The following is a 16488-nucleotide window of genomic DNA, read 5'->3' as shown; positions in this document are numbered from 1 at the left end:
CTTCTATTTCAGTCCTGTCGGATTCTGATACATCTGATAGATCGGCAGCAGCACCGCCAGCATGACAAGCAAAACAAACAATGCCAGCACAACGATCATCGCAGGCTCCATAAAGGAAATCATGCGCTGGGTTGCCATCTCTGCCTCATAATCAAATTCGTCTGCCAGCGATGTCAGCATGGCATCCAGCTTACCGCTCTCCTCACCGACAAATATCGAGCTGGCCAGCTTGGAATCAAAGCCATCCATGCTCTGAATGGCCTGTGACAGCGCGCCGCCGTTTTTCACGATGCTGATAACCTGATCAAACTGGGAAGCGATATAGGTATTCCCAATGGTACTGCGAACAATCGTCAAAGCATGCAGGATGGTCACACCGCTGCTGTATAGGGAACAAAGCGTCCGTGCAAAGCGTGCTGTGTAAATCGTCTGCATAAGCTCTCCGATTTTCCAGAGAGTAAGCTTTTTTTTATCAACCGCATAGCGTACCCGCTCCATGCGAAGAAGACTGCTTACTGCCGCAATCACACATAATACGACAATGAGCATCCAGTACCAGTAATGCACCATGAAATCAGATAGGCCCTGGATGATCACGGTCACTAAGGGCAGCTGCATACCATTGAACAGCTGTGTAAACTGCGGAATGATTTTCACAAACACAGCGATGATGACCAGTATGGTGGTGATTCCAAGAATGATGGGATAAATCATGGCATTGCGCAGCTTGGTCTGTATGCGGTAATCCTTTTCATATTGTACTGCCATGGTCATTGCGACCTTTTCCATCTGCCCGCTGGATTCCCCGGAGCGATACATATTGATCATTAGCTCCGGAAAAGCAGCCTTTTGTTCGCTCATTGCCATAGACAGTGTTTTCCCCTGCTGCAGCATACGGTAAAGATTCGTATAAATCTGCTTTAGCTTCGGCTTTCGCTCCCGTTGTACGAGAATGGAAACTGCACGGATCAGACTTACGCCGGAGCCCAGCATGGTACCAATCTGGCGGGAAAAATCAGACAGCTCCTTCAATTTCATTTTATAATTTTGTGTTTCCTCTTCTGTCACATCCCTGCATCTGATGAGATACTGTTCCTTTGAAAACAGAAAAGATGCAAGCTCTTTTTCACTTGCAGCCTCCAGCTTTCCGCTTATTTTTTTAGAATCCAGATCTTTCGCAGTATATTTATACAGTGGCATATACAGTTTCACCTCATATCTTATAAAGCTGGCAGAGATTCAGAATTGCATACGATGATTGTGCGCTCCAGCAGAGCTAAGAGCCTTTGCCTCCCTTTGCAGGATGCAGGTGTTTGTCTACTTTCCTGTTTTGCACTTACAGGCGTATTATAGTGTGATGAAGCATGTTGGTTGATCCCTACAAGACATATCCTGTGCCCTGCACCTTTGCTGGTGCAAATGTATCAGACCTGTTTTGGGATACACATGGATATGACTTTTCAAGCCTTTATCGGTGCAAAAGCTGCACAGGTTAGACGTTGTGAAACCAAGGGCGGGAAGACTGAAGGCAGGCTTTTGCCCCCTGTCTTCCCGTTCATCCGTTCTATTTTTTATGATCCGGAAGGAACAGTACCATCGGTTAATGTCGTCCCCTTTACGACAACAGCCTCATCATCTGTTGTGAATTTCACATATTTATCCGCATCCATGCCCGTCGGACGGATGTAGCACACTGTGATTTTTTTGTTCCCTACAGCGCCGCTATCAAGTGAACACGCAGCTGCATCAATGACATTATCTGCATTCGCTTCTTCATTTAATTTAGCTGCTTTAAAATCATCTGTCGCAACAGGCTGATTTTTTGCATTCTTCTTCACCAGGATGGTCTGTGCCGCAAGGAAGCCGGTTCTCGCGTTTGCTTCATGCTTCACATCCTCCGCTTTCCCTATGTATCCCAATACGCTAGGCACTGCAATCGCAATCAGTATGCCGATGATAATCAAAACAACGATGATTTCAATCAGTGTAAATCCCTTTTTGTTTTTTTTAAGACTTTGTTTTTTCATTTGAAAGTTCTCCTTTTCTTTGACTTGATATTGCCGAATATGAATTTTAAAGGGTTGAAAACCCGATCTGCTATGCAGATACAAGCATGTATCTAGTTGATTTCGTTTATACACCCGCCCTCTGAATCGTCAATGCTATTGCATCGCCTGTTATAAAAAGCATACTTTTTGTGAAACCTGTGTTATAATACTAAAAAGCGGAAAAAGCCTACATTTCCTGTAGTTTTTTCTCAATACTCGTGTGTTATGAAATGTATACGTTTTATGACATTTTCTTACATAATTTTCCATTCAGAAAGTTTACAATCCTTAGAAGGTCTGAAAAAGCGCTGTTTTTACAAAAAAAAAGCCAGGAGCATCTGTTCCCGGTTTCTTCTCTTATCGCAGCTGATAAGCGTACAGGCTTTCAGCTATTCGTGTTCTGTTGCAAGACTTTCTTCAAAGTCGTTCACCCATCTGGAAAACAATGTCGGATTTGTGGACAATCTGCGACTTGCCTCCCGCATACTGATTCTGCAATTCCTCCAGTCTCGGTAGATCTCCTCGAAGTTTTCAGGCATCGGCTTTTTGGGACGCCCGAATTTCACTCCCTTTCTTTTCGCACATGCGATACCCTCCGATTGTCGGATTAAAATATTCTCACGTTCGATTTGTGCAACATAGCTTAGGATTTGCAGCACAAGGTGGGTTATAAACTGACCGGTCAGTCCGCTGATATACTGGCGCGTATCCAGTAAATCAAAATCCAGTACGACGATGTCAACCTCCTTCACCCGATTGATCAGACGCCACTGGTCCATGATTTCCAGATAATCTCTTCCCAGACGGTCTATGGATTTGATGAAGATCACATCTCCCTTTTGTATCTGATTCAACAGCTTTTTATACTGCTTTCTCTCAAAATTCTTTCCGGAAACCTTCTCTATAAAGATGTTGTTTTTACTCACTCCTGCATCCATCAATGATAAAATCTGCCTGTCCAGATTCTGATCCTTTGCCGATACACGTGCATATCCATACTCCATCGTAGCGCTTCCTTTCCTTCGATTGAAAATACCTTCATAAAACAATGATATATTTTAATCATATTCTTCTGTATGTCTACTGGAAATATTTTACATAATTGCCCGCTTTGATACGCTTAGGATAGGAAAACGGGAGGTAAAGCCGTATTGCCCGCTATGCATCAAACACCTGATTTTCCTACGTGATATCAGGATTCGTTTTATAATAAAATATAACACAAAATATGTAATTCATATAGATTTTTTTGACATTTTCAGCAATTTTAGGTGTTTTTTTTCAAAGGGGTGCTTTTCCCTTTGCGCATCCGAAGAAAACGCTGTAGTTATCGCTTATTTCTGTGCTATTTGTGTATGAAAAGGAGCTGTTGGAAGAACTGTGAACACCTTCTTCATCCCCCCTGCATACGGCTGCTGTTTTGATGACCTCTTGTGAAGCTTTCTATTTTACGGGATAAAGTTGAAACTATTTGTGATATAATGTTTACAAAATCAAGCAAAGGGGTGTCGCCATGCGTACAGCTGCTGTATCCGATTGTAAGGATTTCTATTGCCGGGCAATGGCATCCGGAAAATCCTATGCAATGATCAATATGAATATAAAAAAGTTTCGCTATATGAATCATGTGTATGGCAGAGAGGAAGCAGATAAAATTCTGCAGGATGTGGAAGAACTGATACAGGCCTATTTACAGCCTGACGATATCATCACACGCAAGGAGGCAGACGATTTCATACTGCTTGTCTCTTACACGTCCCGCCAGGAGCTTGAAAGGATTTGGCTGTATAAGCTGGTAGATTTGATTTTTGATATTGATAACAAATATGTTTATCATAATATTTACACCTCCTTTGGCATATACTTCATTGAATCTGCGACTGTTCCCTTTGCGGAGGCGTTTGAAAAGGCCCGCTTCTGCAGGCTGATGTGCGATAGTCTGGATCGCCGGGTGTTCAGCTATGAGATTTACAAGCAGGCTACCTACGATAAATACATACGAAACTGTTACTTAGAGGAATATACGGCAAAGGCCAAGGATCAGGGCATGTACCGTGTTTATATACAGCCTAAAATTGATTTGAAGACACGGAAAATCATCGGAGGAGAGGCGCTGCTGCGATTGCAGGATCATGAGAACCTGTTGCCGGCATCGGAGTTTCTGCCCATGCTTAACAAAAACGGATTTATCCGCATCATTGATTATTATGTATTCAAAACCGTTGTTGAGCAATTAAAGGAGCGGGAGAACAGAAAAAAGGAAAACGTCAGAATCAGCTTTAATATTTCAAATTCTTTTTTCAAGGACGTCTATTATATTGACGAGTATGCGAAAACCGTTAAGGAAAATGCAATCGATCCCCGGTATCTGGAAATCGAGTTTATGGAAAATATAGACATCCACAAGGATATTTTAAAGAAAAACATACGCATCTTTCATGAAATGGGATTTTCCTGCTCACTAGATGATTTTGGAAACGGATTTTCCAATTTTGAGATTTTAAAGGAATGTGATCTGGATATTATAAAAATAGACCGCTGCTTCTTTGTCGATGAATTAAGCGATTTGAATAAGGAAATACTGAAAACGATTATCCATCTGATCAAAAGCATCGGCATGAAGGTTATTGCGGAGGGTGTGGAGAGAAAAGAAGACGTTGATTTTCTTGCCTCTATCGGCTGTGATGCCGTGCAGGGCTTCTATTTCTACAAGCCTATGCCAATGGAGGAATTCTTCTCCCTGCTTGATAATCCATATGTAGCAGCAGCCGAATATATGCTGTGAAACAGCTGTTTTCACTATCAACATAAACAAAAAAATAGACCTGCTTTACATGTATAAAAAAGCAGGTTTTTTATCTTTTTTACCTGAAGGTGGCACCTAGCCTTTCTGTGATCCCACAACAAAATCACTACAGAAAGCCGGTTATTATGCGAAAGGATGATCATGAGCATTTTTATGCAATTTGGAAAAAGTTCAGGAACGCATGCACTCCCTGTACGACCAGCTTATTTTCTCAAATCAAGCAGACAGCGCAATCGCTTTGAAAGCGCTTGTTTGCTTTCGCATAGCTACGCTGTCTTCTCGCAGTTCTTTGGCTTTTCAGTTACTGCTTCTGTGGTATTATACCGCTGCCTGCGCAGCTTTTTATGCTGATACAGCTGTTCATCTGCCTGTTTGATCAGCAGCGTCATATCCACAAGCTCCTGTGAATGGAATGCATAACCGAAGGACAGAGTCAAAATCTGTTCTGTTTTTGAGCCTTTATGGGGAATCTTTTTTGCGCGGATATCATTCGTAAGTGCCAGCATTGTTTTCCGTACAGCTTCCTCTGACTGCCCGATAAAAATAGCAGAAAATTCATCTCCGCCATACCGATAAAACTGAATCTCCCCCTTTTTTTCATACCGCTTCATACAGCTGCCTACCTCCACCAACGCCTGATCCCCCATCTGGTGTCCGTACATATCGTTATATTCCTTGAAATAATCAATATCCAGCATAGCCACTGCCACGGCTTTCTCTTTTTGCAAAGCGGAAGCGGTGATATCCTCATTGAAGCAGCGGCGATTGAAGATGCTGGTAAGATCATCGATATTCATAAGCCGTTCAAGCTGTTCATTTTCTTTTTCCAGAGATACCTGCCTTTCCTTGGTTCGGTAAAGCTCCAAAGCCGCTGTAAGACCGCTGCTGTTGTCCTCCATGTCTGTATCCTCTATCGTAAGTATAATCGTATAGAAATCCCGATAAGCCTGCAGCAGCTCTTCCTTTGTTCCGAATTTCTCATAATAGCTGACAATCAGCTTTTGAAGCTCTCTTCTGGACTTAATATCATCCTCATCCTCAATAGCCTGCAAAATCTTCAGCAGCCTTTTTGAATACGGCTGATTTTCTATTTCCAGCATAATCGAGCATATATTCTTTAATATCTGATAAACGAGCAAACGGTTCTCCACCTTTTCCTGTTCAAGCAGCAGCTCCTCCATAACAGCCTGTAACGATGCTGCATCCTGCAGACGCAAATACATCAGCTTGCAGAAAAGATACAAAAGCTTCATCGCTTCCACAAAGCTGCACCGATCCATCTGGTCAAAACGGGAAAAATAAACACGCAATGCTGCAGCATCTTTTAATTTATACTCACAGTTGCACAGATTTGATAAAACAACAGCTTTTGAATATGCACTGTCCTGATCCATCTGCTGCAGGAGCTCATAGCATTTTTCATAATACTGAATCGCTTCCGTATAATTGCGTTTTAGTTCAAAGCATGTCGCAATATTGTTATATGCACTTGACATCAGTGTCAGATTCTGACATTTTTCAGCAGCATCCAGTGACTTTAAATATGCCTCCAGAGCATTGATTTCCTCATAATTTGAATTATAATACATGCCGTAAAAATTATATATTCTGGCTAGAAGCTCGGTGTAATTTGTGGATTCGCACAGCTTTTTCGCACGCCTTAGATAACGGATGCACTCTTTATTTTTCTTTGAGGCCAGATAAAAATCACTGATAAAGGTATAGGAAAAGGCCAGTGCATATACGTCATGAAACAGCTTTGCCTTTTCTGATAAAATCATACAAAGCTCATATTCCCGCTTCAAATCGATAAGGCGCACTTGCATGATTTCAGCCTGTATTTTTTCCAGACTCCAGCTTTCATAATTTTTATCCATAGAAATCCTCTCCCATCGCTCATGCCTCTATTATAAATGCTTTTTTATAATTTTACACGCTGTTTTCACATTTTCAAATCGCTTGATGCTGTAAGCTATAAGAAAATATAGGAAATTACAGGTATACAAGCCTTTCCGAAGCAGTTGAGCACTTCCTGTAAGAAATGCCTTTTTGTAAGATATTATAGGTGCCGTTGTGCTGTATTCATCTTTTAACCACGACAGAGAATACATGAAGAAAAGAAGAAAAAACCCGGCATGACCGGGTTATTTTATACATGGCGTCCACAGCAGGATTCGAACCTGCGACCGCACGCTTAGAAGGCGTGTGCTCTATCCAGCTGAGCTATGTAGACATCTTAGCGCCTAATAATAATATCAAATTTTCTTTCGGATTTCAACTGTTTTTTGCTTTTTTATGTAAAACGCACGAAAGAACCTCTGTAAGAGATCCTTTCTATATTCAGACACGCAAGCAATACAGTGAATAAAAGCAGCCCTTCTTCCTGTACAGCTCTTCAAATGTGCCAGCCTCTTCCAGCCGTCCATCCTTCATAACGAGTATCTGATCATACTGCCTCAGCATATCCGCATGCAGCTTATGGGTGACGACGATTGCGGTCACATCACTTAGCCGCAGAATCGACTCTTCTACGAAACGAGCCGTTGCATGATCCAATGCTGCCGTCGCTTCATCCATCATAAGGATTTGCGCATGACGAATCAGACCCCGTGCAATACTGATTCGCTGTTTTTCGCCTCCGGAAAGCTGACATCCGTTCTCCCCACACAGATAATCGGTCCCCTTTTCACGTACAAGTGCATCCAGACCACTGCAATGCATGGCATGCTCACAGACCTCTGGAGGAAAGCTTTGAAACATCGTGATATTCTCCAACAGCGTCGCATGAAAAACAAAGACATTTTGCTGAACCAGAGATACCAGATGGTAAAGACTGTCTCTGCTCAATGTATTTAGCTCTGTATCATCCAGAAAAATATTCCCTTCATAGCCTCGCTCATATCCCAGCAATAGCTGCAGCAGGGTGGATTTTCCACTTCCGCTGGCCCCAACAACAGCATACCGTTTTCCCTTTTCAAAACAAATATTGATATCGGATAAGACCTGGTTCCCGTCTTCATAGGAGAAATTCACGTGCTCCAATGTAATCGCATGCCGAAAATCCATTACAGTTTTCGCATCGAGCGCTTCATCCTCTGCTTGTAAAAGGGCTTCTCCTTTCTCCATGAGGGCAACGCTCGCCTTTCTTGCCGAATACAGAGCAGGAAGCTTTTCAATCGGCATCGTAATGTAATTCAGCAGCTGGACAAATGCGATCACGGTTCCTGCGGTCATCCTCCCCTGTATACACAACCAGGCACCCAGACCAAATACAACCAGATTCACGAGAAATCCGGATATCTGCGACAGCAGCATCAGTATGGAAATCAGATCCCTGCGACGTTTTTTTGATATTTCCAGCGCTTCATTTTCCCGTTCAAAAGCATCGAGTATCACAGCTTCTGCCTGAAAGCTTTTGATGACCGTGAAGCCGCTGAACAGATCCTTCAGCAGCCCCGTGAAGCCTGCATACTGCTTGGATGTACAGCGCTCTGCATTTTGCAAAGCATGAGAAAACAACACGGACACCAGCAGGGGAATCATACTTGCCACAATCACACAGCATGTTACATAGCTGTCCAGATACAGCATAGAGCCAAGACCGGCCGCAAGCATCATACCATAGGTATACAGCTCAAAGGTTGCTTCTAAATGATTGTTTTCAATCGCCGTTGCATCATTGCTTAATGCAGACATGCACTGTGCACTCGCCCCCTTTTGAAAGGAGGAAATACTACGCTGCAGCAGCCCTTTTAACAGCATATGCTTATACTGACGCATCCCCCGGCAGATAAAGCGATTGGTAAATACGAAGCTGATACTGTCAACGAGCACCATCACAAGCAATAGAAGAACAAACAGTTTAAGCATATGGTAAAGCGCATCCATAGAACCGCTGATTGCTATATCAACAAATTCACGTAATAAAAAGGCAACTCCTACCGCTATACCTGCATTGCCAATCGAGCCCAGCAAGGCTAATATAAAATTCATACGGTTCTTTTTGTATACAGCAGATTTGATGCTACTCATGAGATGCCTCCTCATCCAATATAGGCAGCTCACGATCCATGGCGAAATAGCCGTAAATTACTCCCGATTGTATGTAGGCAGCCATAAACAGCAGCATTGGCAGAAAACCCGGCTTTTCACTCAGTACATAAATTGGCTCCACCCCATTCTCCTTCTCCAGCTGAATTTCAGTAACGATCTGCCGTTTTTTTAAATCCTGTAAAATCTTTGCGGCATCGCTTCCTTCAATATGCAATTTCTTTGCGAGCCCTTCTACCTGAAAGCCCCTTCCCTGCGGACACTTCGATAGCTGAAACAGCATCGCAAAGCAATGCGGTTTATTTAAAAAAGCCAGCAGCTCCTCAAATTCCTCCTGCGCAGGAAGAGCATGCAGAAAGCCACAGGACGGCTGCGGTACGTATAGAAAATAATGAAATTCCTCGTTCAACCGCATGCAGGAATACACATCATCATACAGCACCTGATACAGCAGGGGCTCTGCACCCTCCTGCATCATAAAGCTCTCCTGGTCGGGAAGCGCCTCATGATGCGGAATTTTACCGATTGCATTTTCCATCATATAACAGATTTCAAATGCCAGCTCCAGCTGCTTGCTACGCTCTAGCCCCTTTAGCTTCTGAAACACCAGATCGCTTAGTCTTTCCGGCGCTTGTTCCTCTCTACCAAACAAATAATCGATGGAAACATTAAAATAATCCGCCAGCCTCGGTAACAGCATAGCATCCGGTGTTCCACCGCACTCCCACTTGGATACTGCCTGTGTGGATACCTGCATAGCCTTGGACAGCTCCTCCTGTGTAATTCCTCTTTGCTTTCGCAGGGTCTGAATTCTGCCTCCAAGCGTCAATTCCATATGATCACAACCTTTCTACATTTCCATTATAAATAAAGCATCAGTTGATAACAATGGATAGAAAGTGGATAATATCAACCATAGGTTGTAAAAGCAGATATCCATATTCGCATGCTCTGGCATAGCGGCTCGATTTCTGATTCATCGCTCGCGTATAAAGCTTATCAATTTATGCAGGATTCATCACCCCTATCTTTCAGTGGAGGTGCTCATGCGTTCTTCATCCATCGTACGATCCGTTTCTATATGTAAACGGAGGATACCGATTTCGCTTGTGAATGCCGCAGACAGCAATCATGACAACATCATCCCGTGTCAATCCATAGCCTTCACAATCGAGAATTCTCAGGGTACGCAATGCATTGCGCCACAATCGTACGATCGGTATACCTTCCCTTCCTGCATATATAAAGGCCTAACTTATCGTGAGGAGAAAGTCCTTCTTTAATTGTCTACATATCGAGATTATCATTGCGTCAAAAAAAGGTTAGATGTAAATTTTGATAGCTTCCTCTTTTTGTTCCTTGATAGAAATGATCATGAGGGTAACGGATATATACAGAAACAGGCGGTGTGCCAGTTGCTGCACATCGCCTGCTTGATTTCTATTATTCAGTTTCAATCAATCCATAACCGCCGTCATGACGCTTATAGACAACCGCTATTTCCTTCGTTTCATCATCACGGTAAATGAAGAAGCTGTGGTTCAGCATTTCCATACGCATGATCGCCTCATCCAGCTCCATAGTATCCGGAACCAGTGATTTTGTACGTACCAGCTCATTATCGGTATCGTCAAATTCTTCTTCAATTTCCTCCTCTTCAATGAACGCATATGCCAGTTTCTCTTTATTTTTTCTTGTCAGTCTTGTTTTCTGACGACGAATCTGATCTTCTAATTTATCAATCGCCAAATCGATCGCTGCATATAAATCATCCTGTACAACCTCTGCACGCAATACTGCAAATTTTGTAGGGATTGTAACCTCGATTTTCTGTTTATTCGGATACACCCGTACCACCACATTAGCGACCACGTTTTCATCAATTATGAAATACTTTTCGAGATGGTTCAATTTTTTCTCGATTTTTTCAGCAATCGCTGGAGTTACTGTAATGTTTTTTCCGTAGATCTGGACTTTCATATAAAATCCCTCCTTGTTTGTATATCTTTATTATACGCAAAAAAATTAGATTTAACAGGCTTACATTTTCAATGGATTTGTGATAGACTAGTATTGTAAGGGCGATGATGAATATCGTCTTTTTTCATACAGTTTCATTTTCACGATTTTATTGAAAAAGCAAGGAAAATGACCTATTTTTTTACAACAAAAAGGAGAAAATCATGGATGAACTTATTAGAATTCTGAAAGCGGAGGAGCTTACCTGTGTCGTATTACAGAAGCAGCGGCTGTACAAGGAACATGCGAACGGCATCCTCCCCATCCTGCATCTGCTGGATCAGGGACAGCTGCAGGGTGCTCAGCTGGTTGACAAAGTCATTGGCAAAGCAGCAGCGCTGTTAATGGTGCGCGGAGAGGTACGTCAGCTACATGCCTGTGTCATTTCCTCACATGCACTGGAAATCTTTCAGCAGTACAACCTACCGGTAACCTATGACGAACAGGTCCCCTATATCATCAACCGGACCAAAACCGGTATGTGCCCGATGGAAGCGTGTGTTATGGATGTGAATGATCCAGAACTGGCGGAACAGCTGCTTCGCAAAAAGGTCACCGAAATGAAAAGCATGCAGAACGCGTAGCCTGCGTTCTTTTTCTTTACTGGTTTTCTCTTTCCGTTATTCCTATCTCTTTTTTCTGCATTTCAGTAGCTCCATGAAAAAGGTATGTTTATTTGCTTTCAGGAGCATCCGGTATGTCTATGCAACAGTAGCTGCAATGCCAATTTTCAGCTGGCTTCTGCGCTAGCTATTGAAAAAAATTCTCTGTACTGCTTTCCACTGTATGCTAAATCGTATTGTTCAAGAAGACCTCATGTAGAATACGATGTATGAGTGAACTTGTTATCTGTGACTTTACCTTCGCAACATCAGAATCAAATTCATCGCTGTCTTTCTGTTTGCTCAGGTTGTGATGCTCATCACCGCTAGCCTGTCCTTTGCATAGACTTACACGTTCTGTATTCTTATCGTTCTTCAGAGTAGTCTGAATCTCTTTCTTATCGCTCTTTTTTCCTATTGCTGAGCAGGCACGAAGCAACGAAACGAATAGTAGTATTTTTTTCATAGCTGCTATTCTCCTTACGATACGATTCTATTTCCTGATTGTTAAGAAGACAAGAAAAACAGAGATAGCTCAAGCTGGAGTACAGCAACCAATGCTCTTGATACTAGATAATTCATTACGTTGTAAGAAAAGCAAAAGAAGAAATAAAGCTCCTGATTCCACAGGAATTTTACTTCTTCTTCTATAGCTTATGCTTGTATATGAAAGCGGGAAAGAGCCTGATTTGCGACACTTCTTCCTTATGTCCACGTCTATTACAAAACCTCTTTCAGCTTGCGCAATGCATTCTCACTGGCGATCTGCCTTACCTCTTCCTCACTGAAATTCTGATTGCGCATTTCCTCAATCAGCCGCTGGCTCTTTGAACAATCCTCCAGATGCTTGGTATGCAGCTCCTCACAGCCCTCATAGAAATCCATATAATCAAGCCCCAGTGCCAGTGTTTCAATTCCTGTCAGCTGCTTTATATACTGCATATGAGCAACCAGATGAGGAATATCGCGCTTTTCAGGACACGCATGGACAAACGCCGGCGCACTGTTCATGCCGATGATTCCACCGCGCTTAGCGATAGCCTGCAGCTGATCGTCCCAAAGATTACGGGGATGATCACACAATGCTCGTGCATTGGAATGCGTGGCGATGACGCGTGCTGAGGGATGCGCCATAATATCCCAGAAGGTTCGCTCATTGGCATGGGATACATCCACCAGCATGTTGCAGTCAATCATTGCCTGTAATGCCTCTTCCCCGAGCGGATGAAGGCCATGCTCTGGATTTCCCTTTACGCCGGTTGCCAGCAGATTTTCCTCGTTCCAGCAAAAGGAGGCAATCCGTACCCCCTGCGCATACAGCCACTCGATTTTTTCTCTGGCATGCTCCTTGATACCACACATTCCCTCTACGGTAAGTATTGCCTTGATATGTCCGTTTTCCTTCATATCCTTTGCGCAGAGCACTAAATCGATCATCTCGCAATGCTCGATTTCCTTTTTCAGGGACAGCACCATATCCTGCATATAGTCCCACGTTTCACTTCCCTCAAAAAAGGATGCCATACCGACATAAAAAACCTCCCCCTCTAAAAACTTCTGCACGTGAAAGCGATTCAGTATATCTGTTTCCGTGAGCTTCTTCTGCATAACATCATATCCGATGTCCGCATGTAAATCAAACAGCTTCATAGTACATTCTCCTCTCTTCCTTCAGTATATGCACGATTTCTTACAGCTCTCCTATAGAAAAGAGCATGCCGCACGCATACATTGCGGACATGCCCATCTTACTATGTTCCTCAATCGTAGATAATATCAAAATACTTCATATCCCGCTTGCCGTCCATACCGGTATCGTAGGCGGCATCCTGCAATAGATCAAGTACGGTATGGCTGTCAGCTCCATATTCTATACAGCCGTATGCCTTATCAACCACATGAACAGCGGTTTCGATTGCTTCGTTGAACATGTCGATAAAAGAAGCATTGGATGTAATCGTATCATCACACGGATGCTTCCAGATCGCATGCTCTTCATTCAATACATCGTAGCGCTCATCCACCGACGGACGGACAACATTGCCACTGACAGCCCAAGGCTTGCGGGCGATTGTCTCAAAGCCCTTTAACAGCGGATACTTGATATTTTTAGGATCGTACAGCAGCTTCTGTACATCATACCAGGAATTCAGCGTTTCCCTGATATCGTGAACCTTGACCTCATGATGATAAACCTTGCGGGCAGCCGGTACATATATGCGGGCAATCGCTTTCAAGATATCCTCATCATATGCGCAGATTTCATAGCACGGATAATCCCGTATGCTTAATCCGCGGTATTTTTCCAGCATCATGGTATCCATCATTGATTCAAAGCGGTGATGCAGACCTGCACTGACACCCCGGCAGTTTCCTGTCCGATAGAAAATATAGGGATGCGTTGTCTTATCCAACGCCCAGTGACACAGATGACCGAACAGATAGACGCTCATCAGCTCTTTGATATCCGCATGCTTTTGTGCGCGGATACATTCGATTGCGGTTTCATAAAATGCATTGATGCCATGGGCATGCATGGCACTGCCCAGCCTGTTCAGCGCATGACTTTTATAGGATTCCCATGGCTTGATATGAGAAAAGAACAGGAAATCAGGACCGTTGCTGCCGATGTAGAAAATCTGCGGATGACGCTCTATCATAGAACGGATATCGTGCTTGGTCATGCTCTTCAGCACTTCTTCCGCAAAAATCTTATGTGTAATAATATTTGGCATAGAACCCTCCTCGTGCTTGCTTCACGTTTATACTACGTTTCTATTATAGCACAGCACGCCTTTGATAACGCAAAAGAAAGCGCTGCTTTTCGCTTTCTTTCTACAAATCCTGTGCTGTTTCGAGCTGAGGAACACGATTGACGATCTCCATAAACTGCTCTCCTGTTATCGTTTCACGCTCATACAGGAATTTTGCCAGCTCATGCAGCTTCTCCTTGTTCTCCTCCAGAATGCGGCGTGCTTCCTCATAGGCCTGCTGTATCAGCTTGACGACCTCTTCATCGACACGGGTTGCTGTCTGATCACTGCAGGCAAGCGAGGTATCGCCACCCAGATATTTATTATTCACAGTTTCCAGAGCTGTCATCCCGAAGGTTTCACTCATTCCCAGACGCGTAATCATACTTCTGGCAATCTTGGTTGCCTGCTCAATATCATTGCTGGCACCACTGGTGATGGAATGAAACACCAGATCCTCTGCCGCACGTCCACCGCAGCAGGTCATGATTTTGGTAAATGCTTCTTCTTTGGTAATCAGGTTGCTTTCCTCCTCCGGAACCTGCAGGGTGTATCCCAATGCACCGCTTGTTCGCGGTACGATCGTGATTTTCGTTACCGGCATACTGTTTTTCGCTTTGGCCGCAACGAGTGCATGGCCGATTTCATGATAGGATACAATCAGCTTCTCCTTCGTGGATATGACAGCATTTTTACGTTCATATCCGGCGATCACCGTTTCCACGCTGTCCTCCAAATCCTTTTGGATGACCTGCGTTCGGTTATCCTTAACCGCAAGCAAAGCAGCTTCGTTGATAATATTGGCAAGCTCTGCGCCACTCGCACCGGCAGTTGCTCTTGCGATTGCACGAAAGTCAATATTCTTGCCCATGCGAACATCCTTGGCATGTACCTGCAAAATGGCCTGACGTCCGGCAAGATCCGGCAAATCCACCGGTATGCGCCGGTCAAAGCGACCCGGGCGAAGCAGGGCCTGATCCAGAGATTCCGGGCGATTGGTAGCAGCCAGAATGATGACACCGGTGCTTCCGTCAAAGCCATCCATTTCTGCCAGCAGCTGATTCAGCGTCTGCTCACGTTCATCATTACCGCCGACCCCTGCCCCGTCACGCTTCTTTCCTATGGTGTCAATTTCATCGATAAACACGATACACGGCGCCTTTTCTCTAGCCTGCTTGAACAGATCACGGACTCTGGCAGCGCCGCGCCCGACAAACATCTCTACAAATTCCGAACCGCTGATTGAGAAAAACGGTACATTTGCTTCTCCTGCCACCGCTTTTGCAAGCAGCGTCTTCCCGGTACCGGGAGGACCGACAAGCAGAGCACCCTTTGGCATCTGTGCCCCAATCTGGGTATAGCGCTGGGGACTTTTCAGAAATTCCACCATTTCCTGCAGCGCTGCCTTTGCTTCCTCCTGACCGGCCACATCCAGAAAGGTTTTCCCTGTCTGTGATTTTACATATATCTTCGCATCGCTCTTTCCAAAGCCACCTAAGCCGCCTCCCCCAAAGCTCATGGCATCTCCGCCCATTTTCTTCTGCATCTTCTTAAACATGTGATTGCCGAACCAGAACAGCAGAATGATTGGCAGGATACCCGTTATCAGGAAGGACAGCCATGGATTCATTTCCTTTGTGTGTACCCTGGTAAAGGTTGCCCCGGCATCATACAGCCGCTGAGACAGCGCGGTATCCGTTTCCATCGTTTCCGTCTGATAAATCGTCTTCTCATCCTTTTTCAGCGTATAGCTTATGCTTTGATCACCGATTTCCACCTTGTCGATCTTTTTCTGTTCTGTCTGTTGAATAAAGGTATTGTAGCTGACATCCTTGATTCGATTCTGTTCCATTGCAGAGAACAGCATATTTCCTGCAACAATGACAATCAGTATCAACAGATAATAAAAATATAAGGGTTTCTTTTGTTTATTCATGTGTGCACCTCCTGATGCCGGCTTCCAGAAGCTTCAAGATTTGCGTGACTTGCCGTTCATCAAGTCATGAAGCATACAGCCTGAAGCATGTTCCTTTACGCTTTCTCTGTCATATATAGGATACGCAAACAATTCGCTCCCCCTGTCAAAGCGTCTTCTTTGTATAAGACCATGTGATTTTATCCACTTTGCAATGCGCTGAATGCGATGGCTTCATCAGCATGCGCTCATCAGTTCCTTCATGCTCAATCCCTCACGCTACCGCATGATCTGC

13 protein-coding genes and 1 tRNA gene are annotated in these 16488 nt (G+C 43.9%); 2 read left to right on the top strand and 12 right to left on the bottom strand.

Annotated elements, in window-relative coordinates:
* Nucleotides 1-3: 3 nt before the first annotated feature.
* From NE665_RS08355 to NE665_RS08345, 3 genes are all read right to left on the bottom strand, one after another.
* Complete coding sequence (locus NE665_RS08355; protein ID WP_117443984.1) at nucleotides 4-1200, bottom strand: type II secretion system F family protein; 1197 nt, start codon at nucleotides 1198-1200, stop codon at nucleotides 4-6.
* Nucleotides 1201-1571: 371 nt separating this feature from the next.
* Nucleotides 1572-2027: a prepilin-type N-terminal cleavage/methylation domain-containing protein gene (locus tag NE665_RS24760; protein WP_117443985.1), complete on the bottom strand. Its 456-nt coding sequence runs from the start codon at nucleotides 2025-2027 to the stop codon at nucleotides 1572-1574.
* A 410-nt stretch (nucleotides 2028-2437) separates the two neighbouring features.
* The gene (locus NE665_RS08345; RefSeq protein WP_117443986.1) at nucleotides 2438-3052 is read right to left on the bottom strand and encodes a recombinase family protein; all 615 of its coding nucleotides are present in this window, start codon (nucleotides 3050-3052) and stop codon (nucleotides 2438-2440) included.
* Between the two features lie 509 nt (nucleotides 3053-3561).
* Between NE665_RS08345 and NE665_RS08340 the strand changes: the two genes are divergently transcribed.
* Nucleotides 3562-4833 carry an EAL domain-containing protein gene (locus NE665_RS08340; RefSeq protein ID WP_117443987.1) on the top strand — a complete coding sequence of 424 codons (1272 nt, stop codon included), beginning with the start codon at nucleotides 3562-3564 and terminating at the stop codon, nucleotides 4831-4833.
* A gap of 287 nt (nucleotides 4834-5120) precedes the next feature.
* Here NE665_RS08340 and NE665_RS08335 read toward each other — a convergent pair whose 3' ends face one another.
* The 5 genes from NE665_RS08335 to raiA all read right to left on the bottom strand — a co-directional run bounded on the left by NE665_RS08335 (nucleotide 5121) and on the right by raiA (nucleotide 10884).
* Nucleotides 5121-6731 (bottom strand): tetratricopeptide repeat-containing diguanylate cyclase, encoded by a 1611-nt coding sequence (locus tag NE665_RS08335; RefSeq protein ID WP_117443988.1) that lies wholly within the window; start codon nucleotides 6729-6731, stop codon nucleotides 5121-5123.
* A 279-nt stretch (nucleotides 6732-7010) separates the two neighbouring features.
* Nucleotides 7011-7087, bottom strand: a tRNA-Arg gene (locus NE665_RS08330).
* 107 nt (nucleotides 7088-7194) lie between these two features.
* Nucleotides 7195-8886 (bottom strand): ABC transporter ATP-binding protein, encoded by a 1692-nt coding sequence (locus NE665_RS08325; RefSeq protein ID WP_117442691.1) that lies wholly within the window; start codon nucleotides 8884-8886, stop codon nucleotides 7195-7197.
* Nucleotides 8879-9739 (bottom strand): helix-turn-helix transcriptional regulator, encoded by an 861-nt coding sequence (locus NE665_RS08320; RefSeq protein WP_117442690.1) that lies wholly within the window; start codon nucleotides 9737-9739, stop codon nucleotides 8879-8881. The genes NE665_RS08325 and NE665_RS08320 overlap by 8 nt, the downstream gene beginning before the upstream one ends.
* Before the next feature lie 608 nt (nucleotides 9740-10347).
* Entirely contained in the window at nucleotides 10348-10884 is a 537-nt protein-coding gene (gene raiA, locus NE665_RS08315; protein ID WP_002608556.1) for a ribosome-associated translation inhibitor RaiA, read from the bottom strand.
* Between the two features lie 203 nt (nucleotides 10885-11087).
* Between raiA and NE665_RS08310 the strand changes: the two genes are divergently transcribed.
* Nucleotides 11088-11507, top strand: coding sequence for a DUF1893 domain-containing protein (locus tag NE665_RS08310; RefSeq protein WP_117442689.1), 420 nt, complete (start codon nucleotides 11088-11090; stop codon nucleotides 11505-11507).
* A gap of 205 nt (nucleotides 11508-11712) precedes the next feature.
* Here NE665_RS08310 and NE665_RS08305 read toward each other — a convergent pair whose 3' ends face one another.
* From NE665_RS08305 to ftsH, 4 genes are all read right to left on the bottom strand, one after another.
* Nucleotides 11713-11991, bottom strand: coding sequence for a hypothetical protein (locus tag NE665_RS08305; protein ID WP_117442688.1), 279 nt, complete (start codon nucleotides 11989-11991; stop codon nucleotides 11713-11715).
* 254 nt (nucleotides 11992-12245) lie between these two features.
* The gene (locus NE665_RS08300) at nucleotides 12246-13175 is read right to left on the bottom strand and encodes a membrane dipeptidase (RefSeq protein WP_117442687.1); all 930 of its coding nucleotides are present in this window, start codon (nucleotides 13173-13175) and stop codon (nucleotides 12246-12248) included.
* A 110-nt stretch (nucleotides 13176-13285) separates the two neighbouring features.
* Nucleotides 13286-14260 (bottom strand): zinc dependent phospholipase C family protein, encoded by a 975-nt coding sequence (locus tag NE665_RS08295; RefSeq protein WP_117442686.1) that lies wholly within the window; start codon nucleotides 14258-14260, stop codon nucleotides 13286-13288.
* 100 nt (nucleotides 14261-14360) lie between these two features.
* Complete coding sequence (gene ftsH / locus NE665_RS08290; protein ID WP_117442685.1) at nucleotides 14361-16214, bottom strand: ATP-dependent zinc metalloprotease FtsH; 1854 nt, start codon at nucleotides 16212-16214, stop codon at nucleotides 14361-14363.
* Between the last annotated feature and the right edge of the window lie 274 nt (nucleotides 16215-16488).

This window comes from Clostridium sp. DFI.1.208, from assembly GCF_024463855.1.
Taxonomy (GTDB): domain Bacteria; phylum Bacillota_I; class Bacilli_A; order Erysipelotrichales; family Erysipelotrichaceae; genus Clostridium_AQ.
The sequence above is the reverse complement of the archived record's forward strand: the minus strand, read 5'-3'. Positions and strand labels throughout refer to the sequence as shown.